This is a genomic window from Lactococcus sp. dk101 (assembly GCF_009601055.1).
GTDB lineage: Bacteria > Bacillota > Bacilli > Lactobacillales > Streptococcaceae > Lactococcus.
The window spans coordinates 78,456-96,815 of record NZ_WITI01000003.1 but is presented as its reverse complement, the minus strand read 5'-3'; the positions used below and the strand labels follow the sequence as shown (position 1 = coordinate 96,815).

The 18,360-nt window shown below is 39.2% G+C and carries 17 protein-coding genes; all 17 read right to left on the bottom strand.

The window, feature by feature from the left end:
• Positions 1–2: 2 nt before the first annotated feature.
• Complete coding sequence (gene ptsP / locus GHI45_RS04070) at positions 3–1,733, bottom strand: phosphoenolpyruvate--protein phosphotransferase (protein ID WP_147779550.1); 1,731 nt, start codon at positions 1,731–1,733, stop codon at positions 3–5.
• 1 nt (position 1,734) lies between these two features.
• A complete protein-coding gene (locus GHI45_RS04065; RefSeq protein ID WP_147779549.1) occupies positions 1,735–2,001 on the bottom strand; it encodes a phosphocarrier protein HPr in 267 nt (88 codons plus the stop codon).
• A 274-nt stretch (positions 2,002–2,275) separates the two neighbouring features.
• On the bottom strand, positions 2,276–3,304 hold the full coding sequence (locus GHI45_RS04060) for a 3-deoxy-7-phosphoheptulonate synthase (protein WP_147779548.1): 1,029 nt from the start codon (positions 3,302–3,304) through the stop codon (positions 2,276–2,278).
• Between the two features lie 2 nt (positions 3,305–3,306).
• Positions 3,307–4,350, bottom strand: a complete 1,044-nt coding sequence (locus tag GHI45_RS04055; protein ID WP_147779547.1) for a 3-deoxy-7-phosphoheptulonate synthase — start codon at positions 4,348–4,350, stop codon at positions 3,307–3,309.
• Positions 4,351–4,512: 162 nt separating this feature from the next.
• Positions 4,513–7,098, bottom strand: a complete 2,586-nt coding sequence (gene secA / locus GHI45_RS04050) for a preprotein translocase subunit SecA (protein WP_147779546.1) — start codon at positions 7,096–7,098, stop codon at positions 4,513–4,515.
• Between the two features lie 235 nt (positions 7,099–7,333).
• Positions 7,334–7,954: a 1-acyl-sn-glycerol-3-phosphate acyltransferase gene (locus GHI45_RS04045; protein ID WP_147779545.1), complete on the bottom strand. Its 621-nt coding sequence runs from the start codon at positions 7,952–7,954 to the stop codon at positions 7,334–7,336.
• 75 nt (positions 7,955–8,029) lie between these two features.
• Positions 8,030–9,376 (bottom strand): amino acid permease, encoded by a 1,347-nt coding sequence (locus GHI45_RS04040; protein ID WP_147779544.1) that lies wholly within the window; start codon positions 9,374–9,376, stop codon positions 8,030–8,032.
• A 323-nt stretch (positions 9,377–9,699) separates the two neighbouring features.
• Entirely contained in the window at positions 9,700–10,335 is a 636-nt protein-coding gene (locus GHI45_RS04035; protein ID WP_147779543.1) for an HAD family phosphatase, read from the bottom strand.
• 41 nt (positions 10,336–10,376) lie between these two features.
• Positions 10,377–10,826 carry a D-aminoacyl-tRNA deacylase gene (gene dtd / locus GHI45_RS04030; protein ID WP_147779542.1) on the bottom strand — a complete coding sequence of 150 codons (450 nt, stop codon included), beginning with the start codon at positions 10,824–10,826 and terminating at the stop codon, positions 10,377–10,379.
• Between the two features lie 103 nt (positions 10,827–10,929).
• Positions 10,930–13,155 (bottom strand): bifunctional (p)ppGpp synthetase/guanosine-3',5'-bis(diphosphate) 3'-pyrophosphohydrolase, encoded by a 2,226-nt coding sequence (locus GHI45_RS04025; RefSeq protein WP_147779541.1) that lies wholly within the window; start codon positions 13,153–13,155, stop codon positions 10,930–10,932.
• A 178-nt stretch (positions 13,156–13,333) separates the two neighbouring features.
• Positions 13,334–14,089: a 16S rRNA (uracil(1498)-N(3))-methyltransferase gene (locus tag GHI45_RS04020; RefSeq protein ID WP_147779540.1), complete on the bottom strand. Its 756-nt coding sequence runs from the start codon at positions 14,087–14,089 to the stop codon at positions 13,334–13,336.
• A 1-nt stretch (position 14,090) separates the two neighbouring features.
• Positions 14,091–15,041, bottom strand: coding sequence for a 50S ribosomal protein L11 methyltransferase (gene prmA, locus GHI45_RS04015; protein ID WP_147779539.1), 951 nt, complete (start codon positions 15,039–15,041; stop codon positions 14,091–14,093).
• On the bottom strand, positions 15,038–15,337 hold the full coding sequence (locus GHI45_RS04010) for a hypothetical protein (RefSeq protein ID WP_147779538.1): 300 nt from the start codon (positions 15,335–15,337) through the stop codon (positions 15,038–15,040). Before GHI45_RS04010 ends, prmA begins: the two co-directional genes overlap by 4 nt.
• 61 nt (positions 15,338–15,398) lie before the next feature.
• Complete coding sequence (locus GHI45_RS04005) at positions 15,399–16,958, bottom strand: ABC-F family ATP-binding cassette domain-containing protein (protein ID WP_147779537.1); 1,560 nt, start codon at positions 16,956–16,958, stop codon at positions 15,399–15,401.
• A 135-nt stretch (positions 16,959–17,093) separates the two neighbouring features.
• Positions 17,094–17,285 carry a hypothetical protein gene (locus tag GHI45_RS11385; RefSeq protein WP_228386013.1) on the bottom strand — a complete coding sequence of 64 codons (192 nt, stop codon included), beginning with the start codon at positions 17,283–17,285 and terminating at the stop codon, positions 17,094–17,096.
• 5 nt (positions 17,286–17,290) lie between these two features.
• A complete protein-coding gene (locus tag GHI45_RS04000; protein ID WP_228386012.1) occupies positions 17,291–17,818 on the bottom strand; it encodes a bifunctional 2-polyprenyl-6-hydroxyphenol methylase/3-demethylubiquinol 3-O-methyltransferase UbiG in 528 nt (175 codons plus the stop codon).
• 63 nt (positions 17,819–17,881) lie between these two features.
• Positions 17,882–18,349, bottom strand: a complete 468-nt coding sequence (locus GHI45_RS03995) for a DUF3013 family protein (RefSeq protein ID WP_147779536.1) — start codon at positions 18,347–18,349, stop codon at positions 17,882–17,884.
• Between the last annotated feature and the right edge of the window lie 11 nt (positions 18,350–18,360).

The following is an 18,360-nucleotide window of genomic DNA, read 5'->3' as shown; positions in this document are numbered from 1 at the left end:
TTTTATTTAGTGTATTCGTCAACGAGGGCGAGAACTTCTTCCATTGTAGCAGCTTCTGTGAGTGCTTTGTTAGCAAGTTCTTCCATGTGTTTAGAATCCAAACGTTTCATCAATGAGCGTGTTTCAAGAACTGAAGTTGCTGACATTGAGAATTCGTCAAGTCCGATACCCATAAGAAGTGGAACAGCTTTTTGGTCACCCGCCATTGCTCCACACATACCAGCCCATTTACCTTCGGCGTGTGCTGATTTAACAACGTGGTTAATCAAACGCAAAAGTGATGGGTTGTATGGTTGGTAGAGGTATGATACGCGTTCATTCATACGGTCTGAAGCCATAGAGTATTGGATAAGGTCGTTTGTACCGATTGAGAAGAAATCAACTTCTTTGGCAAATTGGTCTGCCAAAACTGCGGCTGCAGGGATTTCAATCATGATACCAACTTCGATACCTTCTGCAACTGCAACGCCTTCGGCGATGAGTTTAGCTTTTTCTTCTTCATAGATCGCTTTAGCAGCACGGAATTCAGTAACGAGTGCAACCATTGGGAACATGATGCGAAGACGACCGTGTACAGAGGCACGCAAAAGCGCACGTAATTGTGTACGGAACATTTCTTCACCTTTACCAGCAGTCAAACTGATACGAAGTGCACGCCATCCAAGGAATGGGTTCATTTCTTCAGGAAGGTCGAAGTAAGGCAATGTCTTGTCTCCACCGATGTCCATTGTACGAACAACAACTGGTTTACCATTCATGCCTTCAAGAACAGCTTTATAAGCTGCGTATTGTTCTTCTTCCGTTGGGAAGTGATCTGATTCCATGTACAAGAATTCTGTACGGTAAAGTCCGACAGCTTCTGCACCATTGTCATTAACACCTTCAACGTCTTTAGGAGCACCGATGTTTGCTGCCAATTCGAAATGTTTTCCGTCAGCAGTGACAGTTTCAGCGTCTTTAAGCGCAGCCCATTCTGCTTTTTTAGCAGCGTATGCTTCACCAGCAGCTACAAATTCAGCTGCTTGTTCGTCAGTTGGGTCAACGATTACGTCACCAGTCAAACCATTTGCAGCAAGCATTTGGCCGTCTGAAACGAGTTCAGTAATATTTTTAGTTCCAAGAACAGCAGGGATTTCAAGTGTGTTTGCCATGATAGCAGAGTGAGATGTTTTCCCACCAATGTTTGTAACAAAGGCTTTAACAAACTTCTTGTCAAGTTGTGCTGTTTCTGATGGTGTCAAGTCTTCGGCAACAATGATAACTTCTTCGTTAATCAAAGCTGGACTAGGCAATTTAACACCAAGAAGGTTAGCCATCACACGTTTAGTAACGTCTTTGATGTCGGCTGCACGTTCTTGCATGTATTTGTTGTCGTCCATTCCTTCAAAGATAGCGATGAACATGTCAGTCACTTCTTTGAGGGCTGCTTCTGCATTTACTTTCTTGTCAGCAATGACAGTCTTAATTTGACCTGTCATTTCTGGGTCTGAAAGAACCATCATATGTGCATCAAATACTGATGCTGCTTCTTCTCCAAGGCTAGCTACTGCTTTACTCTTAATCAAAGAAAGCTCGTCAATTGAGGCAGTCAATGCTGCATCTAGGCGAGCTTTCTCAGATTCTGAATCTTCAACAGATTTTGTCTCGAAAGATAAATCTGGTTGAACAAGCAAGTATGCCTTTGCTACTGCTACACCAGATGATGCAGCGATACCTTTTAGCATAGTTGTCATCTTATTCAGCAAGTCCTTCTTTTGTCATTGTATCAGCAATAGTTGCAATAGCGTCATCTGCGTCTGCACCTTCAGCTGAAATAGTAACGTCAGCGCCTTGACCAACACCGAGTGACATAACACCCATGATTGATTTAAGGTTTACAGATTTACCTTTGTATTCCAAAGCGATTTCTGAAGTGAATTTTGAAGCTGTTTGTACGAGCAATGTAGCAGGACGTGCATGAATACCAGTTTCTGCAACGATGTGGAATTCTTTAGATGCCATTTTAATGGTTCTCCTTGTGTTTTTCATTTACTGATAGTATCTTATATCAGATATATACCTATCACTTTACAAATTGTACCATAAAGTGAATTAGTTTGCAATGTTTTCTGTTTATTTGGGCGAAAAAAAACAAGCTTTTAATTTGTGACAAAGCCTTATTTCATGCACCTTAAGCTTATGTTAAAAAAAATTTCAAAAAAATTAAAGTGTTTTCAAAATCGCCTACTATAATTTTATAAAATACAAAAAAAGACCTTGAGGTCTTTCCTTAATTTTATTCCAAAGCATCATAAATCTCTTGAAGCAACTGGACCGTTTTATCCCAACCTAAACAAGGGTCAGTAATTGATTTGCCATAGACTTCAGGTTTGTCTTGTCGGCCATCTTCAAGATAAGACTCAATCATGAAGCCACGCACGTATTTTTTCACTTCATCGTTCCATTCACGATTGATGAGGGTCTGGCGGACAATCCGGATTTGTTCCATGAATTTTTTACCTGAATTATCATGATTGGTATCAATCATAATGAACGGATTTTTCAAATTCATTTTTTTATACAAATCAATCGTATCTAACAAATTATCTGTATAGTAATTCGGATGATTTTTACCATTTTCATCAAGTCCACCACGTAAAACAGCGTGAGCCAATGGGTTTCCAGTAGTTTCAACTTCTGCGCGCGCAAACAAGAAATGTTGACTTTGTTGAGCCGCATAAATACTGTTGAACATAACTTTCAGATTTCCTGAAGTTGGATTTTTCATGCCCACAGGCGCATCAATACCAGACGCTGTAAAGCGGTGCTGTTGGTCTTCAACCGAACGGGCGCCAACGGCGTGATAAGAAACGAGATCATCAACCAAACGCACATTTTCTGGGTACAACATCTCATCTGCGGTTGTCAAACCTGTTTGTGTGATAACTTTATAATGCAAGTCACGTACCATTTTGATGCCGTTGATAAGGTCTGTGTGACCATCTTCATCTGGTTCGTGTAACATACCCTTATAGCCATCGCCGTTCGTTCTTGGCTTGGCTGTATAAACACGCATGACAATGAAAATCCGTTCTTTGACTTTTTCTTGCAATGCTGCCAAACGGTGCGCATAATCAAGCACAGCGGCTTCATTATCTGACGAACATGGGCCAATAACCAACAAAAGCCGTTGGTCTTCCCCTTTGATAATAGCCTCAAGCTCTTTATCACGCGCTACTTTTCGTTCAAGCTGTTCTTGATTGAGATGACCAAGCTTTTTTATGGCATCAATATCAATTTTAGGGCTAATTTCTTTAAATGACATCTTTATTTTCCTTGAACTTTCTGTTCATTTTTGTAAATCTCTTGGATCAAATCCACTGTTTTATCCCAACCTAAACAAGGATCAGTGATTGATTGACCAAATGTTTCTGGCTTGTCTTGACGGCCATCTTCAAGGTAAGACTCAATCATAAAGCCACGAACATATTTTCTGATTTTTTCGTCCCAATCACGATTGATTAAGGTTTGACGAACAATCCGAACTTGTTCCATGAATTTCTTGCCTGAGTTATCATGATTAGTGTCAATAACAATAAATGGATTTTTCAAATTCATTTTTTCGTACAATGCAATAGTATCTAGCAAATCATCTGTATAATAATTGGGATGATTTTTCCCATTTTCATCTAAACCACCACGTAAAATGGCGTGCGCCAATGGATTTCCTGAAGTTTTAACTTCTGCACGACGATAAAGGAAATCTTGCTCTTGTTGAGCCGCATAAATGCCATTGAACATGACTTTCAAATTTCCTGAAGTTGGATTTTTCATTCCAACTGGTGCATCACAGCCTGAAGCAACAAATCGGTGCTGTTGATCTTCAACTGAACGAGCACCAACCGCGATGTAAGACACCAGGTCATCAATCAAAGGGAGATTTTCTGGATAAAGCATTTCATCTGCGGTCGTCAAGCCTGTTTGTGTGATGACCTTATAATGCAAATCACGCACCATTTTGATACCATTGATCAAATCAACACGACCATCGGCATCTGGTTCATGAATAAGCCCTTTATAGCCGTCCCCGTTGGTTCTTGGCTTGGCTGTATAAACACGCATGACCATAAAGATTTTATCTTTAACTTCTTCTTGCAATGCTGCGAGACGACGCGCATATTCCAAGACAGCTTCTTCATTATCTGACGAACATGGCCCAATAATCAACAAAAGGCGGTCATCATCACCTTTGATAATCGCTTCTAATTCTTGGTCACGTTTTTGTTTAAGCTGATTTTCCGCATCGCTCAAGTGCCCAAGCTTTTTCACTGCGTCAATATCAATTTTAGGGCTTAATTCTTTGAATACCATTCATTTCCTCTTCTCAGAATATTGTCCATGCAAAGAATACAATATTTTTTTAATTTTATAGAATATTTTACAACTTAAAGTCAGTCTTGTCAAAAATTTTGTCAGAGCTGACAAAAGAAAAAATCACTGACAACAAATGCTGTCAGTGATCCTTTTATTTTCTTATGCAATATGAGCGCGTCCGTGGCAATTCTTGAATTTCTTGCCTGAACCACATGGGCACAAGTCGTTACGGCCAACGTTTGCAAATGGATTTTCACCAGTCGCATTGTTTGTCATGTTTGACGTTGAGGCTGTCACAGCTGACCGAGGGCCTTCTTGAGCTGTTTGAGCTGTTTGTGGGTGGATTTGAGCTTTCATCATCAAACGAGTAACTTCAAATTCAATGGCACCAATCATGTTTTTAAACATGTTGTATGCTTCTTCTTGATACTCAACAATTGGATTATTTTGGGCATAACCACGAAGTCCAACAGATTGACGCATTTGGTCAAGCGCATCAATATGTTCAGACCAGTTATTATCAACCACACGCAAGATAACGGCACGTTGGAATTCTAATTGACGTTCTGGATCTGCCAAGCGTTCCATTTGAGCTGCGTATTGTGCTTTGATTTTTTCGAAAAGTAAAGTTTTAATTTCTTGTGCTGATTTATCAGTTAAATCTGCAAGACTAAGACTTTCTTCAGGCAACATGGTATTTTGAGCTGTTTGAAGAAGGTTTAGAAGTGTTTCTTCTTTCTTCAAATCATTCAAAACATGACCGTCAACTTGACGTTCAACAGTACGTTGGAACATTCCCATCAGTTCTGGTGTCAAATCTTTGTCAGCAACGATAACATCGTGACGTTGTTTATAAATCACTTCACGTTGTTCGCGGATAACATCATCGTATTGCAAGACTTGTTTACGACTGTCGTAGTTATTTCCTTCGACACGTTTTTGTGAGCTTTCGATTTGACGTGTAATCAAACCTGATTTGATGACTGCGTCATCGCCAGAAATACGCATTTTATCAAGGAACATTGAAACACGTTCTGAACCGAAACGTTTCATCAATTCATCTTCAAGTGAAAGGTAGAATTGTGATACACCTGGGTCACCTTGACGGCCGGCACGTCCACGAAGTTGGTTATCAATACGACGACTTTCGTGGCGTTCTGTACCGATTACAGCGAGTCCACGGAATTCGGGATCTGGATGGTCAATAACGCCTGCACCAAGCTTAATGTCCGTCCCACGACCAGCCATATTTGTCGCAATCGTAACTGCACCTTGTTGGCCCGCATTCATGATGATTTGCGCTTCACGATAGTGGTTTTTAGCATTCAAAACTTCATGCGGAATTTTAGCCGCAACCAATTTTTTAGAAATCAGTTCTGATGTTTCAACGGCAACTGTACCAATCAGCAAAGGCTGTCCTTCGGCGTGACGACGTTTGATGTCTTCAAGAACAGCATTGAATTTTGTTTCCAATGTTGGATAAAGCAAATCTGGGTGGTCTAAACGTTGAATTGGACGGTTCGTTGGAATTGGTGTGATTTGAATGTTATAAATTTCACGGAATTCTTCTTCTTCCGTTTTGGCAGTCCCTGTCATCCCTGACAGTTTCTTGTACATACGGAAGTAGTTTTGAATTGTGATTGATGCCATTGTTTTAGATTCGTCTTGGATTGGCACCGCTTCTTTTGCTTCGATTGCTTGGTGAAGTCCGTCAGAATAACGACGTCCTGGCATGGTACGTCCTGTAAATTGGTCGATAATCAAAACTTCTTGATTTTCATCAACCATATAGTCAATGTCGTGAAGCATGATATAGTTGGCACGGAGCGCATTGTCCACAAAGTGAGTCAAAGCAACATTTTCCATGTCATAAAGGTTTTCGATTTGGAAGAATTTTTCGGCCTTGTCGATTCCTTCTTCAGTCAATGAAATGGTCTTTGATTGCAAGTCAATCTTATAATCGTCGCCTTCTTCGTAATCGCTGGTAACAATGTTTAAGTCTTGACCTGTCAATGTTTTAGTAAATTGGTCTGCACGATAATAAAGGGCAGAAGAACTTTCAGCTTGACCAGAAATAATCAAAGGTGTCCGCGCTTCATCGACCAAAATCGAGTCAACTTCATCGACCAATGCGTAGTTCAATGGACGTTGAACCATGTCTTCTTTACGTGTTACCATGTTATCACGTAAATAGTCAAAACCGAGTTCTGCAGATGTCGAATATGTGATGTCGCAATTATAAGCTTCGCGTTTTTCTTCTGGTGATTTTGAATTCAAATTCAGACCAACAGTCAAACCAAGCCAGTTATAAAGTTCACCCATTTCGGTCATGTCACGTGTTGCCAAGTATTCGTTAACTGTAACAACGTGTGCCCCTTGAGCTGACAGTGCATTAAGGTAAACAGGCATTGTGGCTGTCAAGGTTTTACCTTCACCGGTACGCATTTCGGGAACGTCACCATTGTGCAGAACAATCCCCCCCATGATTTGCACATGGAATGGATAAAGTCCGAGGACACGACGGGCGCCTTCACGACAAACCGCAAAAGCTTCGTATAGTAAATCGTCCAAGCTTTCACCAGCTTGCACACGTGCTTTCAATTCAGGCGTTTTCGCTTTGAGTTGTTCGTCCGAGAGATGTTCCATTTCATCAGCAAAACTTTCAACTTTTTTCGCCATGCGATCAAGCTTACGCAATTCTTTCTTGTCATTTTCGACAATTTTTTTAATAAAATTATTAGCCATATATTCTCTTTCGTTAACATGCGTGGCTTTGAGTCAAAAGCCCACATTTACAGTTATTGTTATTTTAGCATTTTCATAGCTATATTTCAATCTAGAAAATGCTTTCCTAATGATTTGTTCTCTTTAATTTAGCTAAATTGTCAGAACTGACAGACTTTTTAGACGATAAAAATACTGATAAATTAAGCCAGCAATGATTTTTGGACAATTAAAAAGCTGTCAGTGCTGACAGCTTTTATTTTACTTCATAATTATAGTTTGGATTGATTTCTTTGTCGATTTTTGCAAAGGCTTCTTCCATACGGCGATTGATTTCTTCAATACCTTCGGCATTCGCTTTTTTGATGTCAGAAATGTCAATTGGTTCACCAAAATTGACATCAACACGTTGGCGTTTAAAAATGCCTTTCATATTTGTTGGACCTTGATAAACTGCTGGAACCAAACGGACTTTCGCCATTTTCCCAATTACAGCGACCCCACCTTTAAGCTCTGACGAATGACGGCTTCCAGAAGGAAACATAATCAACGACTTGTCTGATTCTTTCAGTTGCTTAACGGCATATTTCAAAACTTTTGGGTCTGGTTTATGACGGTCAACAGGAAAAGCACCACAGTGTCTAATCCACCAAGCTGCAAATCTATTTTTGAATAATTCCTTTTTGGCCATGAAAATAAATTGCTTTGGACGTGTGGCAAAGGCAAAATAAACAGGCTCAAGCGCCATGCGATGTGGCGCAACTAAAATATAATTTTCCTCGCGGTTAGGAATACGGTCAAGATTGTGATAATGTGCATTGCCGTTGAAAATAAACAGCAAAAATTGAACTAATCCGCGTAAAAATGCGTAAAACATAGCTTCTCCTATTTTTTAAACTGATATGATTATAGCATATAAAAAGCACAAAGTTAAACACTTCATGCTATTTTTTTATTTTGATTTGCGATAACTAAAGAAAGAAAGCAGACAAATAATAAAGGCAAAGATGAAAAGATTTTTCGGATTTGTTATGATTTGAGAAATTAAAACCGCAATTAAGATGACTAAAACAAGTGAAGTAATAATTTTAAGGAATAAATTTCCTGTTTCCTTGAACTTAAAGTACATCATCAAGGCTGCAACCAGCAACATAATCCAAACAATCGTGATTGTGTATGAGATTGAGCCTGCCACAAAATTCCAGAAACCAGAGCCAAAAATCGCTGATAATATTACGCCGACAAATAAAATGGCAGAGCTGACCAAAATCGAACGTACAGGAACCTGATTTTTATTCAATTTGCTCAAACTTTTTCCAATCTTACCATTTGAACCTTCCATTCGAGAATACAATGAACGAGAAGTTGCATAAATAGCAGAGTTGACTGCTGAGAAGATGGCAATGATGATGATTACTATAACGATTTTATCTGCGTTTGGAATACCAATTTTATTGAAAATTGTTGCAAAAGGACTTGCTGCATTGGGATCAGAAACTTCTGTCCATGGCAAAAGTTGCAAAAAGAGGAAAATTGGTATCACGTAAAATGAAATAATACGGAATAACACACCACGAATTGCTTTTGGAAGAGCTTCTTTAGGATTTTCCGTTTCAGCAACCGTTACAGCAACGAGTTCAGACCCTCCAAATGAGAAAATAACAATCAAGAGAGACTGTATAATTCCTTTCAGCCCATTCGGTGCAAAACTTGGTGCCACGCTTGTTGAAGCACGATGTGCTTCTGAAGCTGTAAAGCCAAGATGGCTGTCATTCATGACGAGAAGAACCAAACCAAGAGCAATCAAGATAATGATAACTGCAACTTTGATAAATGCGAGCCAGTATTCCGTTTCGGCAAAAGCCTTGACAGAATAAAGATTGATGGCAGTCCCAAGAACCGCTACAATCAAAGAAAAGACCCACAGTGGAACACCCGGAATGAGCATGGCAAGGAAAGTAGCTACCCCTGCTTCTTCAGCAATCAATACCGCCATCCAAGTTGCCCAATAAACCCAGTCGGTAAAGTGAGCCATCCGCTCTCCGACAAAAGGTCTAATAATACCTGACATTCCTGAACCATGAACATCTTCATGCATGACCATACGGCCAACGCCATACATCACGACAAACAAAATCAAACCAGCTAAGACATAAGAGATTAAGACTGCAGGTCCTGCAGCAGCAATGGCTTGACCTGATCCCAAAAAGAGTCCAGAGCCAATGGCTCCCCCAAGTGAGAGCATGACAACGTGTCTGGTTTTTAAGGCAGACTTTAATTTTTTATCAGAATTTTCCAATTAAAATTCCTCATTTCTATTAGTTTTCTTATCTTTGTCTAAGACATGACAAAACCCTGCTTGGAGTCTAGGTTGATTAGTTTTGTCGAAGATAAAATTAAAAACTCGAAAATAAAAGCTAGGTCTAATTTGACCTAGCTTTCTGAAAAATCATTGGCTAGGATACACAAAAGTTGTATCTAGCTTCAGCTACACACAACTATCTTTGCCAAAAATAAAAGACTGATTGATATGTTGTTTGCATCTGATTTTTCTCTCCCTTTTTTTCCGAACTTTTTAATGATTATAACGCTTTTTGCATATAAATGCAAGAATTTATTATACTATTTTACATTTCCTTGCATCATTTTTTCAAAATCAAGGTCCAAAATTGTTTCAGAAGGCTTCAAATGATAGGTGTGAAGACCAACTTGCTTGGCACCAGCGATGTTATCCGCGTTATCGTCGATGAATAATGTTTCCTCCGCTTTCAGATTTGAATTTTTCAAAACCTGTTCGAACGCTTGCGTAGAAGGTTTTCTCAAATGCAAGTCATGTGAATAATGAACATCAACAAAATAAGCGCTCAACGGTTTACCAAAAGTTGACAGACAACGGGCTTCAAAACATTCCGCATGAATCGCATTCGTGTTTGAAAATAAGTAAAGGGGATATTTTTTTGCCAAATTTTCAAGCAATGCCATTCGTTCTGGATTAAATTCCTTCAAAATCAAATTCCAACTCGCTTTAATTTGGGCATCAGAAAGTTGTGTTTGACTCTGTTGACGGAGTTTTTCGTAAAATTCTTCCGGCGTGATTTTGCCGAGTTCTAAGTCAATAAAATAAGCATTTTGCGCATTAAAATTAAAATAATCTGAAAAATTTTCAACGCCAAGCGCTTCAAATTTGCGTGTCATCTCATCAAAACCTAAGTCAATAATCACTCCGCCCAGGTCAAAAATAATATTCTTTATCATCAGATTTCCTCATTTATCATTTCATTTTTTCTGTAAATAGTGATTTATTTTCTAGCATCTTTTGTATCCAAGATGATTGTAACTGGGCCATCATTGACAAGTTCAATCTGCATATCTGCCGCAAAGATTCCTGCTTTCGTTGGAACGATTGCAGTTAATTTTTCGTTGAAATTTTGATACATTTTTTTCGCAAAATCAGGTTTACCCGCCGAGCTAAAACTTGGACGGTTGCCTTTTTTCGTTTCTGCATAAAGCGTAAACTGAGAAATAGATAAGATTTCCCCTTGAATATCTTGGATAGAAAGGTTCATTTTATCATCTGAATCTGAGAAAATTCTCATTTGAGTGATTTTTCGGATGGCATAATCAAGGTCAAAATCAGTATCTGCATCCTCAATGCCGACTAAAAGAAGAAAGCCTTGTTTGATTTCATTATAGATGGCTCCGTCAATACTGACAGAGGCTGTTTTTACACGTTGGATTACTATTTTCATAAGTTTATTATAGCAAAAAAGCGACAAAGACGCTGTTCTCTCAAAAATTATATTTTTTGAATATTGAACACTACAATAAAAACCTGTCAATACTGACAGGTTTTTATGCATTTGTTCTTTTAACTGAATAGACATCTGGTGTCATCTTGATTTTGTCAGCAATTTGTGTCAGCTCTGACAGGTTCTTAATGCCCAAAGCAATATGAATATTAGCCATTTTACGGTCTTTTGTTGGTTGAGCGTTAATGGAAATCAAATTTTTTGTCGCATTTGACAAGACTTGCATGACATCATTGAGTAATCCTGGGCGGTTGAAGCCATAAACATCAATGTTTGCGATATATTCTTTTTGATTTGTATCTTCATCGTCCCATTCAACTTCAACAAGTCGATGTTCAAAATCCTCTTGATTGCGAACATTTTGACAGTCAGACCGGTGAATGCTTACGCCACGTCCTTTGGTAATGTAACCAATAATGTCGTCACCTGGTACAGGATTACAGCATTTAGCGATGCGGACAAGCAAGCTGTCAATTCCAGCCACACTCACTCCACCGTCATGACGGATTTTCATGACATTCTTGCCTTCGCGCTTCACTTCGCCATTCATCAGTTGTTCTGACTCAACTTTTTGACGTTCACGTTCAACTTTACGACGTTCATCTTCTGTCAAACGATTGGCAATCGTTGTAGGAGAGATTTCTCCAAAACCAATCGCAGCATATAAAGCATCTGGGTTACGATAGCTGGTTTTATTGAAAAGTTCATCAAAATGCTTTTTATCCAAATACTGATTTGGAACAAAGCCCATTTCTTCAAGTGTATCTTGGAGTAATTCACGTCCTTTATTGACGGAATTTTCTTTGTCTTGATTTTTGAAGAATTGTTTAATTTTATTCCGTGCTTTATTTGTCTTGACAATTTTTACCCAGTCGCGACTTGGCCCGAAACTTGACTTGCTTGTGATGATTTCAACCCGATCACCCGTCTTCAAAACATAAGTCAATGGTTGCATTCGTCCATTGATTTTGGCACCTGTTGCATGATCACCAACTTGAGTATGAATATTGTAGGCAAAGTCAATCGGCCCTGAACCAGCAGGCAATTCTTGAACTGCGCCATCAGGAGCAAACACGTATATTTTTTTATCTGATAAGAGATCTTCCTGAACAGCTTTAACGAAATCTTCGGCTGAATCTCCCGTATCTTTACGGAGTTCAACCATTTCATGAATCCAATTCAATGTTTCAGAGATTTCATGAACATCAACTTTTGATTTGACTCCTTGTTTGTATGCCCAGTGAGCTGCAACCCCATATTCAGCGATTTGATGCATTTCCATGGTCCGAATTTGGAATTCAATCGGCCCTTTAGGCCCATAAACCGTCGTATGAACAGATTGATAACCATTTGCTTTAGGATTAGCAATATAATCTTTAAACCGCCCTGGCATTGGTTTCCAAAGGTCATGAATATAACCTAAAGTCGTATAAACATCACTTGTTGTTTCGGTGATACAACGAATGGCGATCAAATCATAAATTTCATCAAAACGTTTCTTCTTGTCGTGCATTTTTCGATAAATCGAATAAATGTGTTTTGGACGACCATAAATTTCGTCCCCTGTCACACCAGCATTTTCCAAGCGATCATTTAACTTATCAATGACTTCATTGACCAAATGTTCACGGTCAGCACGCTTTTCATTCATCAAGCCACGAATGCGATAAAATTCTTGCTCTTCAAGATAACGGAAACTCAAATCTTCAAGTTCCCATTTGATATTGGCAATCCCGAGTTTATCAGCCAAAGGAGCATAGATGTCCATTGTTTCACGTGAAATACGTTTTTGTTTGTCTGGACGCAAATGTTTCAGCGTGCGCATATTGTGCAAACGGTCAGCCAATTTTACCAAGATAACACGAATGTCTTTAGACATTGCCATCAATAGTTTTCTGTGTGTTTCAGCTTGTTGTTTCTCACGCGAAAGATATTCGACTTTACCAATTTTAGTAACACCTTCGACAATATCAGCAATTTCATCCCCAAAAAGTTCACGCAAATCACTCGACAAAAAGTTGGTATCTTCCACGACATCATGTAAAAAACCGCACGAAACAGTTACAGCATCAAGCTGTAATTTCGCCAAAATTCCTGCAACCTGAGTAGGGTGAACGATATAGGCTTCGCCTGAAGCACGATATTGGTCAGCATGAGCAATCGCTGCGCAATCGAGTGCTTTTCTTACAAGCAAAACATCCTTTTCGTTCATGTACTTTTCTGTCATGGAAACTACTTGAGCGCCAGTTAATACGGGTTCTGAAGGCATTTTTCATAATGACTGAATACTAGTTCTTGAGGTATTTTTGAGCTTTACAGCTTGTATTCAGCCTTTCCTCCTTAATTTTATTTACCCTATTCTATCACAAATCCGCCCAAAAGCACTGATTTATAGTCATTTTAAAAAGAAAAAAATCAGAATTTTTTCCTGATTTTTAATGTCTTATTTATTTTAGTAACTCAAAATAAGTTGAAATAGCTGACAATGCGTACAATGGAGCTGTTTCCGCCCGCATTATTCGTGGTCCAAGTCCAATTTTTTGACCGCCATTTTGTTCAAAAAGTTCTATTTCGTTAGCCGAAATTCCACCCTCTGGACCAAAAATAATCAAAATACGTTGACCAGCAGTCATTGAAGCAAGTGTTTGTCCCAAAATAGAACGCTCGCCTGCTTTTGCTGATTCCTCATAAGCAATCAAAACATGATCAAATTCTGAAAATGTGTCTGTCAGCTCTGACAGCTTGTCAAACAAGTTTACACTTGGAATAAGTTGGCGTCTGGATTGTTCCGCTGCCCCTCTTGCAATTTTTTCAAGTTTTTCTTGTTTTTTTGCCAGCTTTTTCGAATCCCACTTGGCAACAGACCATTGAAAAGGTGCAGCCCAAATCTCAGAAGCACCTAGTTCGGTTGTTTTTTCTGTGATAAAGTCAAGTTTATCGCCTTTGGGAAAACCTACAGCCACTGTTACATGGACGGGGAGTTCAGTTGGATTTACAGTACTGTCAACTAATTTGACAGTATGATTGACAGGGTCAACTACTTCAACAATTCCCACTTTACCTTCATCAAAGGCAAACTGGAGCTTTTCTCCACGTTCTGCACGCATAACAGTAAAAATGTGATGCACTGCTGTCTCATTTTCTACTGTAAACTCGGTGTCAACTTCAGGCATTTGTCTAAATACAAAATATTGATTTGCCATATTAACCGCCTATCACGCCTTCGCGATTGTCTGTCTTTTTGAAAATGACACAGTTCCATTCACCTTGAATCATTCTTGTTTCAAGGAAAAATCCTGCATTTTCTGCTGACTCAATAACCATATCAGCTTTGTCAGCGATGATACCACTCATAATCAAATAGCCTTCTTGTTTGACAAGACGAAATGCATCTTCAGTCATCAATACCAAAATATCTGCTAAAATATTGGCCACAACGACATCTGCTTCTTGTTCCACATTTTGCAAAAGATTATTTGCCGACACCTGAATTTCTTCATGTCCTGGATTGAGTTGAATGTTTTCAAGTGCTACTTTTACTGCGACTTCATCAATATCATAAGCATAAATCTTTTTAGCACCTAGGTATGCTGAAGCGACTGAAAGCACGCCTGAACCCGTTCCTACGTCAAGCACCGTTTCGCCCCCACGCAAAATTTGCTCCAAGGCATAAAGTGACATTTTTGTTGTGGGATGAGTTCCCGTTCCAAAAGCCATTCCTGGATCCAACTTAATAATTTTCTCATTTGGTAAAGCTTCATAATCCGTTGTCCAGCTTGGCACAATCGTCAAATCATGCGTGACACGAGCTGGTGCAAAATATTTTTTCCAACTGTCTGCCCAGTCCTCTTCTGCTAAATTATTCGTCGTCAGTTCATAAGTGACTGAGAAAATGGCTGTCACATTGTCTAACCGATGTTTTAATTCAGCTGTCAGCTCTGACAAGGCAAGATTTTCTGGATAGTAGGCTGTCATTTCAATCTCGTCGGACGCAGTCACTTCTGGCAAAATTTCGCCAAAATGGTCTTCATGTGTCAAATAATCAGAGCTGTCCTTTATTTCCACACCCGCAGCACCTGCTGCAATCAGCACTTCAGAAACTGCTTCTTGAGCAATCCACGGGATTTTCACTGTGATACTATTCCAGTTGTTCATTTTTGTTCCTTTTCTTTCTCAGCTTTCGTAAGATTTCGCTTCATTTTGGAGACAAATTTTTTTGCTTCAGAAAAATCTTCATCATCTAAAACATCAGAATTGCCTTCTAAAAAACTAATTTGCGTGATGATTTCTGAATTATAGCGTTCAATATTGAGCGTCTTGAATTTCGTCAGCATAATTCGCAAAGTTTTAGCCAGTTGCAATGTACGATAACGCCGCTCTGAATGCCGTTTAATTAGGGTTCGTCGATAATCTTGATTCGGATTTTCCCACGGCAATAGCTTTTCTTTCATCTTCCATTTGACCTCAGCTTTACATTTTATCGTATTTCAACTCCTAAAAATCGCAGTAGCATTATAAAATCTTAGTTGTCCATTCTTCACAGTTGACGATTTCATCAACCAAGCCTTCGTAAAATTCAGGTTCATGTGAAACCATCAAAATTGTTCCTTGATAAGCTTGAAGGGCGCGTTTGAGTTCATCTTTTGCGTCAACGTCAAGGTGATTTGTTGGTTCATCAAGAATAAGAATGTTAGATTCAGTATTCATGAGTTTAGCAAAACGCAATTTTGCTTGTTCTCCACCTGAAAGGACATGAACACGGCTTTCAATCTGCTTGCTTGTCAAGCCAACGCGGGCAAGTGCTGCACGCAATTCGGCCTGGTTCCAAGAGGGATACTCGTCCCACAAATCATCGAGAACCGTTTTTGTACTTGGTTCTTTGACTTCTTGCTCATAATAAGCAATATCTTGGAAATTCCCACGTTCAACTTCTCCATCAAGCGCTGGAATTAAGCCCATTAGACTCTTGAGCAGGGTTGATTTACCAATCCCGTTTGAACCGACAAATGCGATTTTTTGGCGGCTTTCAAGTTTAAAATTGATGGCTGATGAAAGTGGATTTTCTTCTGAATATCCAATGACCAAGTCATTGGCTTCAAAAACCAAACGGCTTGGATTTCGGCTGAATTTAAAGTCAAAATGTGGTTTTGGTTTTTCAGTGATTGTTTCGACAAATTCCATTTTCGCAAGTTTTTTCTCACGTGCTTTGGCTTGGCCACTTGTTGCCACATTGGCTTTCTTACGTGCAATGAAATCTTTCAATTTTTCTGCTTCTGCAACTTGTGCATCATGTAAGGCTTCGAGTTGTTTCTTCTTTTCTTCAAATACACGTTCAAATTCGTGATAAGACATTGAATAACGTGTAATTTGAAGTTGATTTACATGATAAATCACATTGACCACTTCGTCCATAAATGGCACATCATGAGAAATCAAAATGAAGGCATTGTCGTAATTTTTGAGGTAATTTTTCAGCCAGAAAATGTGTTCTTCGTCAAGGTAGTTGGTTGGTTCATCGAGCAAAAGAATATCTGGTTTCTCAAGCAAGAGTTTTCCGAGCAAGATTTTCGTCCGCTGTCCACCTGAAAGTTCGGCAACATCTTTGTCAAGCAAATCAGTCAAACCAAGCCCACGAGCTGTTTCTTCAACTTTGGCATCAATCAAATAAAAGTCGCCGTTGTCCAATTCTTCTTGAAGTTCACCCACTTCTTCGAGCGCCTTTGTCATTTCGTCAGCATCCATCTCAGCCATCTTCATGTAGGCATCGTTGATTTGAGCCTCGACATCAAACAGATATTGGAAGGCTTCAGCCAGTGCTTCACGTGTCGTTTTTCCTTTGCCAAGTGCCGCATGCTGATCCATGTAACCCACACGGTGCTTCTTTGACCAGGTCACTTTACCTTCATCAGGTTGCAGAGTTCCTGTGATGATTGACATGAATGTTGATTTTCCTTCACCATTTGCACCGACAAAACCGATATGTTCCCCTTGTAAAAGGCGGAAATTAACATCCTCAAAAATGGCACGATCGCCAAAACCGTGGCTCAAATTGCTTACTTCTAAAATACTCATTTTAATCTAATTCTTTCCAGTTTTAACTTTTTTGTCAGAGCACTTGATGATTTGCATGCTGTCAGCTCTGACAGACCTTCTTATTATATCAAAAAAGCTACTTGCTTGTAGCTTTTTTCTATTTTTAGGCGCGCATTATTTTTTTATTAGTAAATCATGATGAAAAAAGGCAATATCCCGATATTCAGACCGTTCCGCACAAGCCATTTCGAGTTTGAACATCTTCTCTTTCCAGTCATCTGAAAACTTGAACGCATTGGGCTGAAGCCGGTTGAAAGCCCCAATCCCATATTTTTTAACAAGTTTGAGAGGGAGATTTTTAACCAATTTTTCTAAATCATAATAATCAATCGTTCCAAAACCAGAGTGATGCTTTTTGCTTCCCTCGAGCAAATCATATGCTTCATCAAGTGCATTTTCAAAAACAATGCGTTGCATGATTGAACCTGTAAAATGATGCTTAACGATTGACAATGTCCCACCTTTTTTAGCACACGTGTCAGCTCTGACAGAATTTTTGAACGCTCGTCAGGACAATACTCTAACACATTATGACAGACGATGAAGTCAAAAGTAGCGTCTGGTAGCTTTTCAAGCAATAAAAGTCCGCCCATTCTCATTTCATAATCATTTTCAGAAAGATGATTTGCTAACATTTCAGCATTTGGTTCGAGCGCTAAAAGTTGATTTTTGTGTTGACCTTTTCCAGCCAGATAATTAGCAGTCCAACCAAAACCAGCGCCAAAATCCAATATTTTTTGTCCATCAAGGTCAGGAAGTTGTGCATATACAAGTTGATAAAACAGTTGCATCCAAGGTGTATCGTGCTGGTCATAAAAACTTTTCAGTTTTTCGTTCATAGCATTCTCCATTTTGATTTTAGTCACTTCAAAAAAATGGCTTCGAAAAGCCATTGGGTGTTTTTAGTAGCGTGGATATTTGTAGAATTCCGTCTCTGTCAGCTCTGACAGACCTTGTGTAAACTTGTCAACCTGCCAGTTTACAGTGAATTCTTCAGCTGTTTCATCAGCCAAGAAATCCATCAAGTCATCCAAGCCTTGGTCTGCGGTATCTTGCAAAAATTCTGCAAAGTAAGCTAAGAATTCAGCTGACAAGCCTTTATCTGTATAAGGAATTGCAGCCAAATAGTCCTCTTCATCGAAGTGTGATTTGTCAGGATTGTAAAAAATGACCGTATCTTCATATTCGATATTTTCAGCAGACTCAACGCCTTCCACATCCGTTAGTGCAACTCCCGCAGTGTTTTCAACTTCCAACAAAAAGCTTACTTCAACTGCAAAATTGCGTTTGTCCCAGTTCATTTCGAAGTTGTAAGTAAATCTTTTTTCTAATTCGTCTTGCAAGACATCCAAAAAGCCGTATTTCGCCATTTTTTCTCCTT